Here is a 19,982-nt window from a genome sequence, read left to right as displayed (position 1 = left end):
GACGGGTGCATCAGTAGGTCTGTGCTGCGCTGACCTGGACTGCCTTGCGCAGTGGCAATGGCAGCGGGTTGCTGTCACGCGTGGTCAGTTTTTCCGGGTACAGGGTGATCAGCGTCCTGTTGAGCGTGAGGTTCTCCGAATCCGCACCGACGAGGATCTTGAATTTCCCGGCATCGACGTCCCAGCTTGCCGTCTTGTCGACGTAGTAAGCCAGCGAGCGTGAGTCTATCGGTACGCTGACGGTCTTGCTCTCGCCCGGCTGCAGGTACACCTTGGTGAAGCCCTTGAGCTCTTTCTCCGGACGGTCCACAGCAGGTTTGACCGGCTGCACATACAGCTGCGCCACCTCGAAGCCTGCCTTGTCACCGGTATTGGTCACCGTGAATTTCACGTCGATCGTCGAGCCTGGGGTCAGCACGTTGGTCGACAGCTTCAGGTCGCTGTAGCTGAACGTGGTGTAAGACAGGCCATAGCCGAATGGATAAAGCGGCTTGGCGTGTTTCTTGTCATAGCCGCGATAACCCATGTACAGGCCTTCGCTGTAGGTCATTTCGGTCAGCGGGTTGCTGCCGCGGTAGGCCGCCGGGTCCGGATAAGAGGCATAGCTCGGGTTATCCTCGATGTTCTTGTCGATCGTGACCGGCAACTTGCCCGACGGGTTGACCTTGCCGTAGAGAATCTCGGCCAGTGCCTGACCGCCTTGCTGACCCGGGAACCACGCTTGCAGCGTGGCGCCGACCTTGTTCGCCCATGGCTGCATGTTGGCCACGCCACCGCCGTGCATGACCACGATGGTGTTGGGGTTGGCCTTGGCGACGAAGCTGATCAGTTCAGCCTGTTGGTCTGGCAGATCGAAGCCGTGGTCGGAACCTTCGCCTTCGTTTTCAGACGTGGTGCCGGCCGCAACCACCACCGCATCGTATTTCGACAGGTCCTTCGGCGGACGCAACGCAGCCCAGCTCATCTGTACGCCGGTCAGGCCGCCCAGTGCGGGAATGAAATTGCCCTGTACGCGCTGGTATTCCAGTTTCACGGTATAGGTCTTGCCGGCCGACAGTGCCGCAGTTTTACCCGACGTTGTCAGCGCATTCACCACATCGCCCGAGTAAGGCACGCCGTCGCTCTGCACGATGAGTTCATCGTTGACCCAGAGTTTGTACGGGCCATCCGCACGCACCTTGAACGCCTGAGCACCCGAGATGGTGGGCTTGATGGTGGTGGTGAAACGTGCCGAGAAGGCGCCGGCTGTCGGGCTGAAGCCAGATACCGCAGTGCTGCCTGCGTTGGTTACGTTGCTGCCGGTGGTCCAGTTCAGGTTCACGCCGGGTTCCACACGTGTCAGCACCGGGTCACCGGAAAAGCTGGTGTTGGAGAAGTATTCGGCTTTTACCCCGGCGTTGCTGATCCCGTTGTCGCCGGTTGCTGGCTGATACCACACCGAGCTCGCCGGATTCAGGCTCATCTCTGACAGATACGTGACATCGCTGCTGCTGGATGCCAGTTGCTGCAAACCGCTCAGCTCGGTCACGTAGCTGTTGGGCGGTGAATTGGCCGTGCCGAAAGGCGATGCCGGTACGTCGTGCGCCCAGTTACCGATCACGGCGATTTTCGCTGAGCGCTCCAGCGGCAGCAGCGGTTTGCCGGCAGCGGTGTTCTCGTTGCGCAGCAGCACGATGGATTCGCGCGCGGTATTCAGCGCAGCACGCATGCCGTATTCCGGATGCTCAAGGGTCTTGGCAGTGTTGAGGTTGTTCTGCAGGTCGTAGCTGACGATGCCACGCAGGTTGCGTTTGACCTTGTCGTCGATCACGTTCTGGGTCAGCTGCCCGCTCCACAGGTAGGGCAGGAGATTGGCTTCGGTAAACTGCAGGCCGGAGGGCATGTCGATGTCCGTACCGGCCCACGCGCCCTTGAAGGCATCATGAATGGCGTTGAAGTCACTGATGACCATGCCCTGATAGCCCCATTCGCCCTTGAGCACTTCGGTGATCAAGTGATGGTTTTCACAGGCGTAGTCGCCGTTGACCTTGTTGAAGCCACACATGATCGAAGCGACATTGGCGTTCTTCACCATCGACTCGAAGCCTGGCAGATACAGTTCGCGCAGGGTGCGCTCATCGACCTTGACGTCGACCGCCTGACGATTGGCTTCCTGTTCGTTGGCCAGGTAGTGCTTGCCGCTGGCCTGGATCCCCTGAGCCTGAATGCCGTTGACGATAGCGGGTGCAAGCACGGCGCCGAGGAACGGGTCTTCACCGCTGACGTATTCTGCCGAGCGGCCGTTGTAGGGTGTCCGGTACAGGTTCACGCCTGGCGAGAGCATCTGCTGACCGCCGGAAATGCGCGTTTCATAAGCGATGGCCAGGCCGAATTCCTTGGCCCGGTTGATGCTCCAGGTCGCTGCCAGCGCAGACTGCGACGGATATTGAGCGCCGAATGTGGCGTTGTTGACGTGCACGCCCATGGACGAGTCATACGCCACGGTGCCCTTGATGCCCCACTTGAGCAGGGACGGGATCATGTGACCGTCGTTAACGCGGGTGAAGTTGATCTTTTCCGACTGGCTCATGTTGTCGAGAATCGAGCTGACGCGCGCCTCGACTTCGTTGCCGGTCGCCGGGGTCACGGCGGCGAGTGCCAGGTTGGCCTGCATGACGCTGAACGTCAGCAGACTCAGGCCCAGCGTCTGTTTGAAGGCTGACAAGGCAAGTGTCCTTCCGGTCGATGTGATCGGTTGATTGAGGTTGTTCATGGTCGTTGTGCCTGGGCAGGGGCGTCGTCGGTGTCCACCGGCGCGTCGAGCAGGGACGACGAACTCTGCTGTTGGGCCGGGTTGATCTTGTCGGCGCCTGACAACTGGTCGCGCTTGGCTTCCACCTGCGTCCGGATCTGTTGATCGGACCCGGTGGCAGGTGTGCTGGAAGTTGAGTCTGCGGCGAAAGTTAAGGCACTTTGCGCGCACAGAAGTACTGCACTGAAAACAGACAGCATTGATCTATTCATCGATTGAATCTCGATTGATGGTTTGCAGGATAAAAACGGACGGCTGTTGCAATGGCGCAGGGCTCGGCTGAACACTCAGTCCAGCGCGACAGTAAACAGTTCACAGGTCGCTAAAGTATGAGTAATGGAGACTTTAATAAATGATGCCACCTGGCCATCATCTGATTTTGTCAGATGAGGTCGAAGGATTTAGACAGTATTTAAAGAATAAAATCGGTAAATTTGCCTTAATGCAGCCATTAAAAGCCAAAAATCTACATTATTTTAGGTTTTTATTGTTTTTTAATAAACCTAATTGTCGTTAGGTTTAGCGGCTGGTAAGCTTTGCATTCTCGTGGTTCCTGCGCGTTTCAAAGGCCGGCTCCATAAGAGTAAGTATCGGGGTGTAAGCGTGAATTAATGAACGCTTAAAGAAATTTCCAGGCACTTGAAGTGCACATTAGTCAACGACGTCTTTAATTTTTATTCCATTGAAACTGGACGTGAAAGTGTGCATTACCGATCGGCCATTGCCGTGTGCAGAGGGTGCAAGGGTGATAGGAATAATCAGCCGACGGCGCGTCAGTTTTTATTACGTTAAAGGCAATAGTGGTGAGTGACGGAAAACAGCGGTTAGACCTCGCGGTGTTGAGCATCGTCGGTCGCCTGTGCTTCAGCAAACCGCAAAAACTGACCTTTGGCCAGATCTACAGGGAGCTGGTGCGTGCTTATTCAAGCGCCCCGGCGATCCACGTGTGTGTCGCAACGGTCGACACGCTGGTCAGGGAAGGGCTGTTGATCTCGACAAGAGTCCTTGAACCCGATCAGTCATTTCCCTACACCCAGCACATCATCAGCGGTCTGACCGAGATCGGCGCAGCCTCGCTGAGAGGCTGCGAAGATGTGTTGACCGAGCCGCGCGGGGTTACTCGCTGTGTGGCAGCGACAGGTAATACTGGCCCAGTTCGGTCAGCTTGCCTTCAGCGTCCAGCAAGCTTGAAAAGTGCGGGTCAGGGTTCATCCGGCCCGTGAACCAGGCGTATCTGAACACGTCCTGGCGCTGCTCGAGGGTAGCGACCATTTCCGCCATCTGGCGTTTCTGCTTGTCGACTGAATCAATCTGCGCTCCGTCATCCGGGGCGTGCCAATTGGCGAACTCGGTGACCCAGAAGGGTTTTCCGTACTTTGACAGACGGTCGAGCATCCCCGGCAAGCCATAGTCGTACCAGTGAAAAGCGAGGTAATCGATGCGCGGGTCCCGATTCTGATTCATCGACCGATAGGCCGTGTAGAAGGCATCGAGCCACACGACCGGGTCGCCGTAGCCTGGCATGGTTCCCCAGTTCATCGCTGGCCCCACCAGCTTTACACCGGTCTGGGCGGCGATCTGTTCCAGCCTCGGCCAGAAGCTGGCCGCCGCTTCGGGTGTCATGTTGGCCTGATCGAGCAGATTCGGCTCATTGATCACCAGCAGATAGCGGATGGCTGAGTGAGCCAGCAGGTATTGCTTCAACTGCCCGTCGTCAACGTTGCCGTTCCACACCATCGGGATGAAATCCACACCGTACATCGAGGCATAATCGTAAGACGCCAGACGGTCATGGGGTCTGGGGCTCCAGTTGTACCACCAGCTCACGCCAGCAGATAACGCACTGAGGTCGGCGGGCAGGGCGATGTCGTAGGCAATTCCACGCTTGGCGCTTTTTTCTGCAGCCCATGCCGGTGCCATGCACAGGCTGAGCATCAGCGTCACAAGGGCCAGAAAAGTCGGGAAAAAACGTGCTGACGGGTTCTGCGGAGTCATTGGCAAATCTTCCTTGAGGGTGGGGAGGTGCAGAGCATGCGCTGCAGTCAGGCAGCAGAAAACATGCCACCTGTATCGTCCCGTTTACCCTGCCAAACCCCGACAGGCATTACCACCCGTAATGACTTGTTACCAGGGATCTCCCTCTGCCTGGCGCAAATCCAGCGTGCCGCTGTCACTGAAGCGCATCGTGCCGAACAGGCCGCCAGCCAGCTTGCCGCGAAGCGTGTAGGGCAGATTGTCCAGACGCTGGCTCTGGCTGAGCCCCAGTGCCTGGCGCAAGGCAGCGAATGCCGACACGCTGACCGGCACCACCAGCACCGCTTCGGAGAAGCGTCCTACAGTGCCTTTCTGGTTGCTGACCCCGGAGGCCAGCAGCCTGTCGTTCACGTCGAGGTCCAGCGCGACGCCGTTGTAGTTGATCTCGGTTTCGTTCGGATTCTGCACCCGCAACGTCACCGCCATGCGCAGTTCCAGACCCTGGCCGGGGATGGGTTCGATACCCACGACGCTGATCGTCAGCGGGTCTCGATGGGGAATCAGCGCACAGGCGCTCAAGCCGAGGATGAGCAGCCCCGAGAGCAGGGCGCGGATCAGGCGTAGCGACATTCGTGTGCTCCAGCGTCAGGTTCAGTGATCTTCAGACCTCGCCGGTGATGAGAGATTCGGCGCGCCGGGCACGATGCCGGGATAGCGGCTAATCTGCCTGCCTCAACCATTGCGTCTGCAAGACAGCAGGTTGATGATTCCCCCGTATCTATAAAAACAAGACTGGAGATAGCCATGTCCATCGAAAGGACACCCCCTCATCAAGACCCCGTGGTCATTGTCAGTGCCGTGCGCACGCCCATGGGCGGTTTTCAGGGCGACCTGCAGAGCCTCAGTGCCACCGCGCTGGGATCGATCGCCATCCGTGCCGCTGTCGAGCGCGCAGGTATCGAGCCTGCAGACGTGGAGCACGTACTGTTTGGTTGTGTACTGCCGGCAGGCCTCGGTCAGGCACCCGCTCGGCAGGCGGCGCTGGGTGCCGGGCTGAGCCATGCGACGCTGTGCAGCACGGTCAACAAGATGTGCGGTTCCGGCATGCAGACCGCAATCATGGCCCATGACCTGTTGCTGGCAGACAGTACTGCGGTGGTGGTGGCTGGCGGTATGGAGAGCATGTCCAATGCGCCCTATCTGCTGGACCGCGCGCGCAGCGGTTATCGCATGGGGCACGGCAAGGTGCTCGATCACATGTTTCTCGACGGCCTTGAGGATGCCTATGAGCCAGGCCGGTTGATGGGCACCTTCGCCGAGGACTGCGCCTTGCTCAACGGTTTCAGTCGCGAGGCACAGGATGCGTTTGCCCTGGCCTCACTGGCTCGCGCGCAACAGGCGATTGCCGGAGGCCATTTCGACGCCGAGATCGTGCCAGTGCAAGTCACCGTGGGCAAGGAGTCGAGGCAAATCACTCACGATGAGCAGCCACCCAAGGCGCGTCCGGACAAGATTCCCACGCTCAAACCCGCTTTTCGCGAGGGCGGCACGGTCACCGCGGCCAACTCCAGTTCTATCTCTGATGGCGCAGCAGCGCTGCTGTTGATGCGTCAGTCCGAGGCTCAGCGGCGTGGCTTGAAGCCTCTGGCGGTGTTACATGCGCATGCTGCGTTCGCCGATCAGCCGGGCCTGTTTCCAACAGCGCCGATAGGCGCCATTCAGCGCCTTTTGGGCAATACAGGCTGGACTCTGGGCGACGTCGATCTGTTCGAGATCAATGAGGCCTTTGCCGTGGTGCCGCTGGTGGCAATGCGCGAGCTGGACATCCCGCGCGATAAGGTCAATGTCAATGGCGGTGCCTGCGCGCTCGGTCATCCGATCGGCGCCTCGGGTGCGCGGATCATCGTGACGCTGCTGGCGGCCTTGCAGCATCGACAACTCAAGCGTGGTATTGCGGCAATCTGCATCGGCGGCGGTGAAGCTACCGCAATAGCTGTCGAAATTTTTGATTAAACGTTATTAATCAACGGCTTGATCTAATAATCGAATGTTGATTCTATAAAAGGCTGTTGATTTCATAATCAAATAAAAAGGATATTTATCAATGCTTTACGAGACGCTTCTCATAGAGGTTATAGATGGTGTAGGTCTGATCAGACTGAACCGGCCCAAGGCGTTGAACGCCTTGAATGCGCGCCTGATCAACGAATTGAACCATGCCCTCGACCAGTTCGAGGCGGACAGTGCGATCGGCTGCATCGTGCTGACCGGTTCGGAAAAAGCCTTTGCCGCCGGCGCGGATATCAAGGAAATGGTCGACCTGTCCTACCCGCAGATCTACCTTGATGACCTGTTTCGTGAAAGCGACCGGGTCGCCGCCCGACGCAAACCCCTGGTGGCTGCGGTAGCCGGTTTCGCCTTGGGTGGCGGCTGTGAACTGGCATTGATGTGCGATTTCATTCTGGCCGCCGAAAATGCCAGGTTTGGACAGCCCGAGATCAATCTCGGCGTGTTGCCGGGCATGGGCGGTACGCAGCGTCTGACCCGCGCGGTGGGCAAGGCCAAGGCCATGGAAATGTGCCTGACCGGCCGGTTGATCGATGCTCAAGAGGCCGAGCGCGCCGGTCTGGTGGCCCGCGTGCTGCCGCTCGAGCAGTTGCTGCCGGAAACGCTGGCAGTGGCAGCGGTCATCGCGAGTAAATCCCTGCCAGTGGCGATGATGGTCAAGGAGAGCGTCAACCGCGCATTCGAGGTCAGCCTGGCCGAAGGCATCCGCTTCGAACGCCGGGTCTTTCACGCCGCCTTCGCCAGCCAGGATCAGAAGGAGGGCATGCGCGCCTTTATCGACAAGCGCCAGCCCGATTTCAAGGACTGCTGATCCTTATGGCCCACGATCAGGATACGCTGCGCGTCAACGTGCAGCGTCGCGGCTTGCCCGCGTACCAGCAATCCGTCGTGGGCATTGACGTGCAAGTGCTCACCGCTCGCCACTCGAATACAGCCAGCCGATTGTGCCGTCATCCCGTCCAGCTCATGACCCGGTGACAGTACTGCGCAAATTACCGGCCGTTCGGGATGATTGTCGAGAAAGCGGACCCGCACTCGTGCGCCCGGTGCTAGCCGATGAACCTCCGGGCAGGCGACCTCGGCCATCGGCCAGCGTCGTGCGGGTTGGTCTTCCAGGCTTTGCACGTGCCAGTCGAAGCGGATTGAACGGTATCCGGGTGGGTCTGGCCGTATGTCGTTGCGCTGCAAGGTGGCGAAATGCTCACCAGTGACCGCGGGTCTCGGGTGGTTGTTCGACGGGCGAAACGGCGTCGCCCACGGAATGACCCTGAAGCTGTTGCAGTAACCGTTGCCTTGCAACTGTTCAGCGTCGGGTGACGAACGCTTCGCTTCGACGAGGATACGCAGGATTGCCAGCGCATCATGGGCGGCGGCACCTTTCAGCACCTGTAACTGCCTGCCCGCGTGAACCACTTCGGCCACTAACCATTGGTCGTTGAGCAAGGGTTCCGGATGATCGAGCACCTGAATGACTTCACCGCACTGCAAGGCGGTGTCGGTGCTTCGTCCTCTGACATCGCGCCGTTCGCAACGCAGGCGCTCCAGCCTGCGACTGCCACGCTGCCGGCTCAGGGCCTCCTGGGGGCTGATTGCTCCACGAAAGCCTGGCGGTTGAAAGGCATGATTGGCCGCCATCGTCAGAGGGTGTGCATCGTGCGGCGAAGAGGGTGCGTGTGCAGGTTGCGGGTGGTCGGCGGGTTGTCTTGAAACGTGCGGAAACGCCAGTCGCTCGGCCAGGTGCGACAGTGTCTCTCGCAACGCGCCTGACGTCTGCGGGTGCTTGAAGCGCACCGGCAATGGCTGCGCCGGAAAGCTCGCAGGGTCGTCCGAGAACACCAGCCGGTGACCGCTCTGGCGATGCTCGAAACGGAAATGCATGCCTTCTTCCTCGCACAGGCGCTGCAAAAGGTGCAGATCGCTTTCGTCGTACTGGATGTGCAGCGGCCTGGCAGGATAAAGACCATTCAAGTGCTCGAATCGGTATGCGTTCGCGCCGATACTGTGCGCTTCAAGCAACTGCACGATCAGTTGAGGAATCGCAAGGTCCTGATAGGTACGGCGTTGTCGATGTTGCACCAGCCGTTGCAGATCAGGCACCAGAATCAGGTGGTAGAGACTCACGCGAGCCCCGCTGTGGAGCCGCGCCGCATGGTCGATACGGCCATGCCTGCCGCTGCCGGATTCGCCGAAGCTTAGAAACGCTTCGCGATGCAGCAGGCTGCGCACATCCAGTTGCGGGTCGCTGCCGATCATCCAGATGTCGAAGCGATACGTTTCATTGAGGGCTTCATGGCCGGCGAAGCTGATGATATGCAGATCCGGCTGGCAGTCGGTGATCGCCAGCATGAAGGGCACTTGCAGGTCCTTGCGCATCCGCGGGGCTCTCTAGCTTCAAAAACGGGGCCGCGAAGGTTACGGAATACAGGGTTACAAAAGCATTGCTGCGAGGTTTTTCGGAAAGAACCTACAAGCGTTGATGGAAAGACGATGATTGCCGTTGGCCGGATTGGCAGTCATCTTGGCGAGTTCATGAGGGCAATCTGCCTGTCGGGGGTTTCATCTGCCGTGATCGCGTATAAAATGCGCCGCGCCGGACAGGGTATTTGCCGGTGACCCTTTTTCAGCGCCTTGCCAGCGTCGCGTTCTGTGAGTCATGCAGGCGCAGGCGGCGAGGTGCCTAGCGAATCAAGAGAGCAGACATGGGCGCACAGTGGAAGGTCAAGCATAAAGAAGCGGCAGCCAATGCCAAGGGACGTACGTTTGGCAAGCTGTCCAAGGAGATCATGATCGCGGCTCGTGCTGGCGCAGACCCGGACATGAACTCGCGTCTGCGGCTGGTGGTCGAGCAGGCCAAGAAGGCCTCGATGCCGCGTGAGACGCTGGAGCGTGCCATCAAGAAAGGCGCAGGCCTGCTGGGTGAGAGCGTCAACTTCGAGCGTCTGACCTACGAAGGTTTTGCGCCACACCGCGTGCCGGTGATCGTCGAGTGCCTGACCGACAACATCAATCGGACGGTCTCGGAAATTCGCGTGCTGTTCCGCAAGGGCCAGTTGGGCGCTGCGGGTTCAGTTTCGTGGGACTTTTTGTATCAGGGCATGATCGAGGCTGTTCCTGCAGCAGCAGATGCCGACCCGGAGCTGGCGGCAATCGAGGCCGGCGCCCAGGATTTCGAGCCCGGTGAAGAGGGCGCGACGCTGTTCCTGACCGAATCCACCGACATGGACGCGGTCTGCAAGGCGCTCCCGGAATTCGGTTTCACCGTTCAGTCCGCGCAACTGGGCTACCGCCCGAAAAGCACCGTGGACGGCCTGACCGATGAGCAGATGGCCGAAGTCGAAGCGTTTCTCGAAGCCATCGACAACCATGATGACGTGCAGAACGTTTACGTGGGCCTGGCAGGCTGATCACTGCGCAATGGAGCGCTTTACGCGCTCCATGTTTTGATCTGTAGAAGAATCTCTGCCAGCGACGGTCGTTGCTGGCAATCAGGCTGAACGCAGCTTGCCTGCAGCGCCTGTAGACCCGCCACGACGTTCTGATCCTGCGGATCTGCCTCGCAACGCTCCAGCAATTCCCCCAGCAAGATACCGAATGCCCGCGTTTCGATGCGCTCCAGCGCCTCACCCAGCCCGGCTGACGGGTGAAAGGACGCCGCGCCGAAGTCGCTCAGCAGGCAATTGCCATCCTCCTGCACAAGAATGTTGTGGCCATAAAGGTCGCCATGCGTGATCCCGTGGGCGTGCAGGTGCGCGGTGACCGATGCGATGCCTTCAGCGAGGCGCAGCAGCACCGGCAGGGAAAAGCGCGTGCCGTTGGCGTAGACATCGCGGCTACAGGATTCCAGGCTCGGCGGACCGGCGAGATTGCCGAAATCGGGGGCTATCAGCGCCATGACCAGGCCGCGCTGCTGCTCGGGATGCCCGCTGATCTGTCCAAGCACCTCGATCAGCTGTGCGTGGCGGCCTGCGGCGATGCAGGCCGCCATTTCATTGAGCGGCGATCCATCGCTGGTGACCGCGCCCTTGTACAGCTTGACCGCTGCCATGCGCTCCTCGCCGGCGTCGTGCCAGACCGCCTGTTGAATGATCCCCGACGCACCTTCGCCCAGGCGTTGATGAAGGCTGAGATGTTGCCAGGGGATTTCCCGGATCGGCGCGCTGGGACGCTCTGCGCACAGCGGGTTGTCGGCGAAGGCGAGCCATGCCAGGGCAGGCAGGCTCAGCAGCCAGTCCGGCAACTCGGTCAGACGATTGGCCGCAATGCGGATCAGCTCCAGCTTGTGACACTGCGCGAGGGTCGCGGGCAGGGTGCGCAGGCGATTGCCGGCGAGCATCAGCTTTTGCAGGTCCGGGCGGCAGCCCAGTTCGTCGGGCAGCGACTCGATGCGGTTGTCGGTGAGGATCAGCCAGCGCAGGCGCGGCGGCAGTGCCGCGGCGCTGACTTGCTCTATGCGATTGGCCTTGAGGCCGACAATCTGCAACTGCTGGCATCGGCCAATGCTTTCCGGCAGGTGCGTAAAGGCGTTGTCTGATACGAACAGCACGCGCAGGCGGGTCAGGCGACACAGGTCGTCGGGCAGCGAGGTCAGCCTGTTGCCGCTGAGATTCAAGACTTCCAGCGTGTCGGCCAGGTCGAAGATTTCGACCGGGAATTCGCTCAGGCCACAGGAGAGGTCAAGCCGTTTGATGCCTGCCAGCTTGCCGGCGCGTAGATCTGCGAGGGTGTGCATGAATAGGTTCGGTCATTGGTGTCGGACGAGGTGCGCATGATAACGGGAGTTGCCGCCGCTGACTCCCTGCAAAGCGGCTCAGCCCAGGCAGCGGTCGACCCATTGACGCACGCGTTCGGGCGTCGGCGCCGATTCGGCATACAGAATCCGGTAAATCATCGGCGCAATGACGGCATCGATCATGTCGTCGGCACTGGGGGAAACCTCCCCGCGAGCCATGGCGCGATCGATCATGACCTGCAGCTGCTCGCGAACCATCGCTGCACACTTGCCCACACAGCCGGACGTGCTGGCGGCCACATCGCGCATCAATGCCCGGCCAGGTGCCGATGACATTTCGTCCAGATACATTTCACTCCAGGTCAGCAGGTCCTGATGCAGACTGCCCTGATCGATTGGCACGTCAGGGCGCAGACGCTCCAGCGCAGCGTCCGCCAGCAACGTGGTCAGATCACCCCAGCGGCGATAAATGGTCGACGGCGTAACGCCTGCGCGGGTCGCGATCATCGGCACGCTGAGTGCTGAGCGATCGTGCTCCTGCAACAAGTCGCGGACCGCGCGGTGGATGGATTCCTGCACCCGGGCACTGCGGCCTCCGGTGCGAATTGCTTCTTTAATAGCCATACGGCGGACCTTAACACAAAGTATTTGCTTTAAGCGCTATCACGTCGCACACTCCGCAAAAGCTAATTTATGGCTTTAACAGGTTGCATTGGCGGAGAGCGTATCCATGTCCCTTTCTTCAAACGATTCGACGTCGCCAGACGTGAAGTCTGACGGTCGGGCACGAAACCATCTCGGGTTTCTGGCGTTTACCACGTTATGCTTTTTTGCCGCGTCCAGCACGCCCACGCCGCTCTATCACCTGTACCAGGAGGCATGGGGATTCTCGGCGGGCGTGCTTACCCTGATTTTTGCAGTGTATGCATTCAGCCTGCTGGCTGCCTTGCTGATGGGCGGGTCGCTGTCTGACTATCTGGGGCGGCGCCCGGTGATTTTCGGCGCGTTGCTGCTGCAAAGCGTCTCGATGCTGCTGTTCATTCTGGCCAGTGATGTCAGCTGGCTGGTGGCCGCGCGCCTGCTGCAGGGTTTTGCGACAGGGCTGGCTGCCAGCGCACTGGGCGCGGCCTTGCTGGACAATGATTCGGTCAAAGGGCCGTTGATCAACAGTATTTCGCCTATGCTCGGCATGGCCGTTGGCGCTCTGGGTACGGCACTGCTGGCGCAGTTCGCGCCGATGCCGCTGATGCTGGGTTACTGCTTGTTGCTGGCCGCATTCCTGAGTCAGGCCCTTTACCTGGGACGCGTCGAGGAAACCGTCAGTCGCCAGCCCGGTGTCTGGCAATCCCTCAAGCCCTCGTTGCATGTACCGCAACAGGCACGGCGCATGCTGTGGCTGGTTCTGCCGGTGGACATCGCCGCGTGGGCACTGGGTGGCTTCTTTCTGTCGTTGAGCCCGTCCTTGCTGGTGGCGGCGACCGGCTCCACTTCACCGCTCAATGGCGGCCTGGCGGTTGCGGCGCTGACCCTCAGCGGCGCGGCGGCGATTCTGACGCTGCGTCAGCGCGAGCCGGTGCTCGGTTTGTGGGTAGGTGCGAGCTTTTTGCCGCTGGGTGTCGCGGTGATACTGCTTTCGATCAACCTCGGTTTGCTGTGGCTGTTTTTCGTCGGCGCAGTGGTCGCAGGTGTGGGGTTTGGATCGAGCTTTCTGGGCGCCCTGCGCATGCTCATGCCCCTGGCGCATGCCCACGAGCGGGGCGGGCTGATGTCGGCTTTTCTGGTGCTCAGCTACCTGGCCTTCTGCATACCGGCACTGGTCGCCGGATACTTCGCCCACTCGGCGGGCCTGGTGATGACCAGCAATGTCTACGGGGCCGTGGTGATCACGCTGGCGCTGATCGCGCTGGCCAGTCTGATCGTACGCCGTGCCGCCCGCGCGAACAAAAATGCCCACGCGTAGGTGGGCATTTCGGTTTGCCTGAAGGCAGCAGTGCCCTTAGCGAAGCTCTTTTACCATCTCGGACAGCACGGTCAGTATTTCCCCGGCCAGTTGCGCAGAGCGCTTGCCTGACCAGCCGGTGACCGGGTCTGGCGCGTTGTCGTGATCCTTGAATGGCATTTCCAGGGTCAATGACAGGCACTTGTAGCGTTCGCCCACTGCATTGGCGGCCAGGTTCATGTTGGCCTGACCGGGTGCGCCGCGCGGGTAGCCATGAACCGTCTGGAAGTTGTCGCTGACCTCGCACAGGCGGCTGCGAAAGCGCTCTTCAAGCTGGCGTTGCTGTGCGGTATACCCCGGATTGCCTTCGCAGGCGGCGGTGAATACGTAGGGGATCTCCTCGTCACCGTGCACGTCGAGGAACATGTCCACGCCGTATTTTTCCATCTGCTGCCTGATGAAGGACACTTCCGGGCTTAGCGCTTCGGTGCTGTCCTGCCAGGCACGATTGAGGTCCTTGCCGTTGGCGTTGGTGCGCAAGTGGCCATGAAAGGCCCCGTCCGGGTTGACGTTGGGTACCAGATACACATCCGCCTCTGCCAGCAGTTGCTGCAGCACGGCGTCATCCTTTTGCTGGAGGCGTTCGATCACGCCTTCCATGAACCATTCGGCCATGTGTTCGCCAGGGTGCTGCTGGGCAATCATCCAGATCTTGCGTTTGCCCTCGGCACCGTCACCCTTGCGAAGCAGCTGAATATCCCGGCCCTCGACGCTTTTGCCGACAGCCAGCAACTGTGCACCGGCTTTTTCCTGCGCCTGTTCGATCAGCCAGTCATGGCGTTCACGGCTGTAGGGTTCGAAGTACGCAAACCAGACCTGCGGCTGCTCCGCGGCCAGGCTGAAATTCAGCGTCTTGCCGTCGAAATCCGACGCTACCCGAAACCAGTTCTGATGGTCGTAAGACGCCACGGCGTTGTAGCCGGTCCAGGCACGGTTGAAGGTGGATTCGCTGGCATTGGTCAGGCTGAAGCCATAGGTCTGGCCAACGTTCAGGCCGTCTGCCTGGAAATGAAACCACTGGAAATGCGCGCTTTTCGTGTCGGGCCGAATCGCCAGCCGGATATGCGCCGGGTCACTTGCGTCGAGAACCTGAATGTTGCCGCTGTCGAAATCTGAACCGATAGTGAGAGTCAAGATAGATGCCTGCTGCGTAGATGCCTTTTCAGGCCGCTACTGTACACCGATCGACATCGCGTCCTGCGACGTAAACTTCACTGCAACGGTCATCTGCGCGTCAGGACATGGCCTCGGCTGTGACCATCAGGCTGCAGATGAAGGCGGTCAGCAGGCACCAGACCAGATACACGCGGCGCTTGCGTCGATGCCAGCCGGATGCGCCGAGCAACGAGGCGGGTGCCTGCAACTGACGCCACAAACGCTCGCTGTTCTGGAAGGCCGAAAGGTGCGCGGCATCGGCGTCCAGCCAGTGGCGAAATTCGATGCGTTCGCTGGCGGTTGCCGCAGGGCTCTGCAAGTGCACATACCAGCGGCTGGCCTGATCCTGAATAGCGGCCTGAATGGCAGGGCTTGTGGTGTCTGCCGCGCCTGGCACATAGGCCTTGCCAAGCGCGCGAAGCATCGCACGCTCTACCCGCGCGATGTCGACGCTCATGAAGGCTGCAATGTCGGCATAGGCCAGGCCGTCGAGTCGGCTGAGCAGGAATATCTGCCGGGTCCGGCGCGAGAGCTTGCCCAGTCGGTGGCCGAGTTCGATCGCCTGCAGCGTGGGTTGCGGCTCGGGCAGGCGGGCGGGGAGGTGCAGTAGAGACGAGAGCTGATTACTCATGATGTATCGCTCGCTGGTCGTCCATGGGAGTCTTCCTTGCGGTGTCGGGTAGCGTCCGTGACAAGCGTAGACTAGTGAATACGAGAATCATTCTCAAGTGAAAAGTCCCAGCATTTACGTTTTATCTGCCGCATCCAGGCGTTTTTGCCCTAAAAGCATGGCCTTGATCGAGGCGCCTTTGCTATGATCCACGGCATTGCAACACACCGCGCAACACCCAGACTTCATTAGCCTGAAGCAGCGAAACCATAAAGAAAGAACCAAAAAAAGACCCGGCGATAAGCCGGGTCAAAAACCGTGATTAGCCTGATGAGGAGATAATCAGGAAGCCGACCTAAGACTTCCGGGTTATCCAGCGAGTCTCGCGACCCGCTGATGCAATAATAATCATTATCATTTGCAAGTCAAATGTTTTTATTGCCCTCATTGATACCGATAATCCGCCAGCGCTCGCTCGGCGGATTTTCTTTTCTCGATTCTCCCCGATATCGTCTAGTCCAGCGGCAGCTCCGTGGTGCGCTTCACCGTGCTCATCGCGATGTTCGAATGGGCCTCGTGGACGTGGGGCAATTGCAGCAAATGATCGCGTAGAAAGCGTTCGTAGCTGGCGATGTCCTGAGCCACCACCTTGAGCATGAAGTCCATCCCCCCGGCCATCGTGTAGCACTCCAGCACCTCCGGGTGGCCGATGATTGCCTCCTCGAACTCGGCCAGATAGCGGCGACCATGGCCTGACAGCTTGACCTCGACGAACACCGTCATGCTCAGCCCCAGCTTCTGGGTACTGAGCAGGGCGACCGTGCGTTCGATCACCCCGTCTTCCTGAAGCCGGTGAATACGCCTCCAGCAGGGCGATTGCGACAGCTCGACCCGTTCGGCGATTTCCGCGGCCGACAGGCTGGCGTCATGTTGCAGCAGACGAAGAATCTTGCGATCGATGGGGCTCAATTTTGGCTGCATGAATTGACCTTGTTTTTTGTTCTGGCCGAAAAAAGCATGCTGAATATCAGCAGATTTGCGCGCATTTAGAAAGAAAAAGCCTCTTTGCTGCTGGCAGTCTAGTTGCAAGGCTGCCGGGCAGGACCGTCCCGGCGTACAAGACCTGACCTTATAAGAACAAGAGAGGTATTCGCATGTCCCTGGCTGATATTCGTCTGGATGATAAATACCGGCTTGCCACCGGCAATCTGTACCTGACCGGCACGCAGGCCCTGACCCGCCTGCCGATGCTGCAAAAGCAGCGCGATGAGGCGCAGGGCCTGAACACTGCCGGGTTTATCTCTGGCTACCGCGGCTCGCCGCTGGGTAATCTGGACAAGAGCCTTTGGGACGCCAAGGACTACCTGCAACAAAACGCCATCCATTTTCAGCCGGGCATCAACGAAGAACTGGCCGCCACGGCGGTCTGGGGCAGTCAACAGGTCAACCTGTTCCCGCATGGCAAGTACGATGGCGTGTTCGCTCTCTGGTACGGCAAGGGACCGGGTGTGGATCGCTGCGGTGATGTCTTCAAGCACGGCAACTCAGCCGGTGTTGCGGCCAATGGTGGTGTGCTGATCCTGGCGGGCGACGACCACGGCTGCAAATCATCGACCATCGCTCACCAGAGTGAGCATGCGTTCATCGCCTCGATGATCCCCGTGCTCAACCCCAGTAATGTTCAGGAGATTCTCGACTACGGCATCATTGGCTGGGAGCTGTCGCGCTACAGCGGTTGCTGGGTGGCGATGAAGACCATTGCCGAGAACGTCGACTCTTCTGCGGTGGTCGAAGTCGATCCATTGCGGATCAAAACCCGTATCCCTGACGACTTCGATATACCCGAAGGCGGTTTGCACATCCGCTGGCCGGACCCGCCGCTGGCCCAGGAGGCGCGACTCAATACCTACAAGATCTACGCGGCCAGGGCCTTCGCCCGTGCCAATCAGCTGAACAAGGTGGTGATCGATTCTGCGCAACCGCGGCTGGGCATCATCACCACCGGCAAGTCCTACCTGGACGTGCGTCAGGCTCTCGAAGAGCTGGGTATCGATCAGGAGCTGTGCGAGAAGGTCGGGATTCGCGTGCTCAAGGTCGGCATGAGCTGGCCGCTGGAGCCGGTGTCGGTGCACGATTTTGCCGAAGGGCTCGACGAAATTCTGGTGGTCGAGGAAAAACGCAGTGTCATTGAAGACCAGTTGACCGGTCAGCTCTACAACTGGCCTGTGGAGCGCCGGCCAGTGGTGGTCGGCGAGTTCGATGAGCAGGGCCGCTCACTGCTGCCGAACCTCAGCGAGCTGACCCCGGCGATGATTGCCAGGGTGATCGCCAAACGCCTCGCGCCGTTCTACAGCAGCCCGCAGATCGAAGCGCGCCTGCAGTTTCTCAGCGACAAGGAGCAAGCGCTGCAGGCGCCGCTGTTTACTACCCAGCGCACCCCGCATTTCTGCTCCGGCTGCCCGCATAACACTTCGACAAAGGTGCCGGAGGGCAGTCGCGCCCTGGCCGGGATCGGCTGCCATTACATGACCATCTGGATGGACCGCGAAACCGACACGTTCACCCAGATGGGCGGCGAGGGCGTGACCTGGATCGGTCAGGCACCGTTCACCGAAACCCCGCACGTTTTCCAGAACCTGGGCGACGGCACCTATTTTCACTCGGGGCACCTGGCGCTGCGTGCGGCGGTGGCCTCCAAGGTCAACATTACTTACAAGATTCTCTACAACGATGCGGTGGCCATGACCGGTGGCCAGCCGATCGACGGCGTGCTGCGCGTCGATCAACTGAGCCGTCAGGTGTTCAACGAAGGCGTGCAGCGCATCGCGCTGGTTTCCGACGAGCCGGACAAATACCCGAGTCGTGAGGACTTCGCGCCGATTACCACCTTTCATCATCGGCGTGATCTGGACAGCGTGCAGCGCGAATTGCGCGAGTTCAAAGGCGTGTCGGTCATCATCTACGACCAGACCTGCGCCACTGAAAAGCGCCGCCGTCGCAAACGCGGCACCATGCCCGATCTGGAAAAGCGCGCGTTGATCAACCCGGCGGTGTGCGAGGGCTGCGGCGATTGCGGGGTCAAATCCGGGTGCCTGTCTGTGCTGCCCAAGGAAACGGCGCAGGGGCGCAAGCGCGAAATCGATCAGAGCGCGTGCAACAAGGATTTCAGCTGCGTCGAGGGTTTCTGCCCGAGCTTCGTCACCGTGCATGGCGGCAAACTGCGCAAGCCTGCGTTGCCCACGCAGGTCGAAGCATTCGCGCGTCTGCCGGAACCGGTACTGCCGTCGCTCGACAGGCCGTTCAATATTCTCCTGCCGGGTGTCGGCGGCACAGGGGTGACCACCGTCGGCGCGATGCTGGGCTATGCCGCGAATCTGGAAGGCAAGGGCTGCAGCGTGCTCGATCAGGCTGGTCTGGCACAGAAATTCGGTCCGGTGGTCAGCCATATCCGCATTGCCGCGCGCCAGGAGGATCTGTTCGCCGTGCGTATCGCCGCCGGTGAAGCGCACCTGCTGCTCGGCTGTGACTTGCTGGTGGCTGCCGGCCCGGACGCGATCGCCAAGCTCGATAGCAAGATTTCCCATGCGGTGGTCAACAGTCAGCAAACACCGACCGCCGAGTTCACGCGCAATCCGGATGCCGTGTTTCCGGCCGAAGCCATGAGGCAGACCATCATCGAGGCGGTCGGCGCGGCGAAGACCCACTTTGTCGAAGCCACATCACTGGCCACCCGGCTGATGGGTGACAGTATCGCCAGCAACCTGTTCATGCTCGGCTATGCCTTCCAGCTAGGCCTGATTCCATTGACCTCGGCGGCCATCGAGAAGGCCATCGAACTCAACGGCGTAGCGGTCAACCTGAATCAGCAGGCGTTTCTCTGGGGGCGTCGTACCGCGCATGATCCCGCCGCTGTGGAGGCTTTCGTCAACCCACAAGACAAGGTCAGCGAGCCGCAACCGATGGACCTTGATCAGCGCATCCAGAGCAATGTCGACGCGTTGAAGCAGTACCAGAACGCGGCCTACGCCAAGCGCTATCTGGCGTTGGTACAGCGCGTACGCGAAAGCGAATCGCGGGCGTTTCCCGGTCAGCAGCCGACGCTGACCGAGGCTGTGGCGTTCAATTACTTCAAATTGCTGGCCTACAAGGACGAATACGAAGTGGCGCGACTGTACAGCAACGGCGATTTCACCCGCCAGTTGCAAGCGCAGTTCGAAGGCGACTACCGGCTGGAGTTTCATCTGGCACCGTCGTGGCTGGCCAAGCGCGATCCGCACACTGGCCTGCCGCGCAAACGTAGTTTTGGCCCGTGGATGCTGCGCGCGTTCGATGTGCTGGCGACGTTCAAATTCCTCCGTGGCACGGCGCTCGATCCGTTCGGGCGCAGCCTTGAGCGTCAGCAGGAGAGGGCGCTGATTGACCGCTATGTCAGCGATGTCGAATTGATCCTGCAGCACCTTCAGACGCAGAATCGCCACACCGCCTTGAGTCTGGCACGCCTGCCGGAACGCATTCGCGGTTATGGCTACATCAAGGAAAGCGCCATGAAAGCGGCTGCCGTGCAGGCCGATATTCTGCGCAAGAGCCTGGAAAGCGGCGAAGTGGCCGCGCCGAAGCTGTATGAGGCGGCTGCCTGAGGAGGGCAATACCGATCAGC

Annotated in this window: 15 protein-coding genes and 1 pseudogene; 6 read left to right on the top strand and 10 right to left on the bottom strand. The window is 60.0% G+C overall.

From position 1 onward, the window contains the following. Positions 1 to 10 precede the first annotated feature (10 nt). Both P406_RS03170 and P406_RS03165 read right to left on the bottom strand, forming a co-directional pair. Positions 11 to 2,752 (bottom strand): glycoside hydrolase family 3 protein, encoded by a 2,742-nt coding sequence (locus P406_RS03170; protein WP_046235313.1) that lies wholly within the window; start codon positions 2,750 to 2,752, stop codon positions 11 to 13. Next, positions 2,749 to 2,991: a hypothetical protein gene (locus P406_RS03165; RefSeq protein WP_010409284.1), complete on the bottom strand. Its 243-nt coding sequence runs from the start codon at positions 2,989 to 2,991 to the stop codon at positions 2,749 to 2,751. The genes P406_RS03170 and P406_RS03165 overlap by 4 nt, the downstream gene beginning before the upstream one ends. A 582-nt stretch (positions 2,992 to 3,573) precedes the next feature. Between P406_RS03165 and P406_RS29980 the strand changes: the two are divergent. Then, positions 3,574 to 3,870, top strand: a pseudogene (locus tag P406_RS29980) (hypothetical protein); the annotation flags it as partial. Positions 3,871 to 3,907: 37 nt separating this feature from the next. Here the strand turns inward: P406_RS29980 and P406_RS03160 are convergent. Next, positions 3,908 to 4,726 carry a glycoside hydrolase family protein gene (locus P406_RS03160; protein ID WP_370737585.1) on the bottom strand — a complete coding sequence of 273 codons (819 nt, stop codon included), beginning with the start codon at positions 4,724 to 4,726 and terminating at the stop codon, positions 3,908 to 3,910. Between the two features lie 189 nt (positions 4,727 to 4,915). Beyond that, complete coding sequence (locus P406_RS03155; protein ID WP_003411342.1) at positions 4,916 to 5,395, bottom strand: LEA/WHy family protein; 480 nt, start codon at positions 5,393 to 5,395, stop codon at positions 4,916 to 4,918. Positions 5,396 to 5,569: 174 nt separating this feature from the next. Between P406_RS03155 and P406_RS03150 the strand changes: the two genes are divergently transcribed. After that, a complete protein-coding gene (locus P406_RS03150) occupies positions 5,570 to 6,778 on the top strand; it encodes an acetyl-CoA C-acyltransferase (RefSeq protein WP_046235312.1) in 1,209 nt (402 codons plus the stop codon). 91 nt (positions 6,779 to 6,869) lie between these two features. Next, positions 6,870 to 7,643 carry an enoyl-CoA hydratase gene (locus tag P406_RS03145; protein ID WP_046235311.1) on the top strand — a complete coding sequence of 258 codons (774 nt, stop codon included), beginning with the start codon at positions 6,870 to 6,872 and terminating at the stop codon, positions 7,641 to 7,643. On the opposite strand, the gene tssI is transcribed toward P406_RS03145, so the two are convergent. After that, entirely contained in the window at positions 7,583 to 9,205 is a 1,623-nt protein-coding gene (tssI, locus tag P406_RS03140) for a type VI secretion system tip protein TssI/VgrG (RefSeq protein ID WP_046235310.1), read from the bottom strand. The two genes, P406_RS03145 and tssI, sit on opposite strands and share 61 nt — an antisense overlap. A gap of 326 nt (positions 9,206 to 9,531) precedes the next feature. Here tssI and P406_RS03135 point away from each other — a divergent pair, with 326 nt between their 5' ends. After that, entirely contained in the window at positions 9,532 to 10,236 is a 705-nt protein-coding gene (locus P406_RS03135; RefSeq protein WP_003364547.1) for a YebC/PmpR family DNA-binding transcriptional regulator, read from the top strand. Positions 10,237 to 10,256: 20 nt separating this feature from the next. Here the strand turns inward: P406_RS03135 and P406_RS03130 are convergent, their stop codons facing one another. Further along, positions 10,257 to 11,561 (bottom strand): leucine-rich repeat-containing protein kinase family protein, encoded by a 1,305-nt coding sequence (locus tag P406_RS03130; RefSeq protein ID WP_046235309.1) that lies wholly within the window; start codon positions 11,559 to 11,561, stop codon positions 10,257 to 10,259. A 78-nt stretch (positions 11,562 to 11,639) separates the two neighbouring features. Continuing rightward, positions 11,640 to 12,185, bottom strand: a complete 546-nt coding sequence (locus P406_RS03125; RefSeq protein ID WP_003411332.1) for a TetR/AcrR family transcriptional regulator — start codon at positions 12,183 to 12,185, stop codon at positions 11,640 to 11,642. Between the two features lie 106 nt (positions 12,186 to 12,291). On the opposite strand from P406_RS03125, the gene P406_RS03120 reads away from it, so the two are divergent. After that, positions 12,292 to 13,521, top strand: a complete 1,230-nt coding sequence (locus P406_RS03120; protein ID WP_046235308.1) for an MFS transporter — start codon at positions 12,292 to 12,294, stop codon at positions 13,519 to 13,521. A 36-nt stretch (positions 13,522 to 13,557) separates the two neighbouring features. Here the strand turns inward: P406_RS03120 and P406_RS03115 are convergent, their stop codons facing one another. The 3 genes from P406_RS03115 to P406_RS03105 form a co-directional block, all read right to left on the bottom strand. After that, positions 13,558 to 14,694, bottom strand: coding sequence for a M14 family metallopeptidase (locus P406_RS03115; protein ID WP_046235307.1), 1,137 nt, complete (start codon positions 14,692 to 14,694; stop codon positions 13,558 to 13,560). 100 nt (positions 14,695 to 14,794) lie between these two features. After that, entirely contained in the window at positions 14,795 to 15,346 is a 552-nt protein-coding gene (locus P406_RS03110; protein WP_046235306.1) for a DUF4880 domain-containing protein, read from the bottom strand. Between the two features lie 492 nt (positions 15,347 to 15,838). Continuing rightward, positions 15,839 to 16,306 carry an Lrp/AsnC family transcriptional regulator gene (locus P406_RS03105; protein ID WP_002553253.1) on the bottom strand — a complete coding sequence of 156 codons (468 nt, stop codon included), beginning with the start codon at positions 16,304 to 16,306 and terminating at the stop codon, positions 15,839 to 15,841. A 173-nt stretch (positions 16,307 to 16,479) separates the two neighbouring features. Here P406_RS03105 and P406_RS03100 point away from each other — a divergent pair, with 173 nt between their 5' ends. Further along, on the top strand, positions 16,480 to 19,962 hold the full coding sequence (locus P406_RS03100) for an indolepyruvate ferredoxin oxidoreductase family protein (protein WP_046235305.1): 3,483 nt from the start codon (positions 16,480 to 16,482) through the stop codon (positions 19,960 to 19,962). Positions 19,963 to 19,982: the final 20 nt, after the last annotated feature.

This window comes from Pseudomonas syringae pv. coryli str. NCPPB 4273 (assembly GCF_000972175.1).
In the GTDB taxonomy this organism is placed as follows: domain Bacteria; phylum Pseudomonadota; class Gammaproteobacteria; order Pseudomonadales; family Pseudomonadaceae; genus Aquipseudomonas; species Aquipseudomonas syringae.
This window is presented reverse-complemented; position numbering and strand designations above follow the sequence as displayed.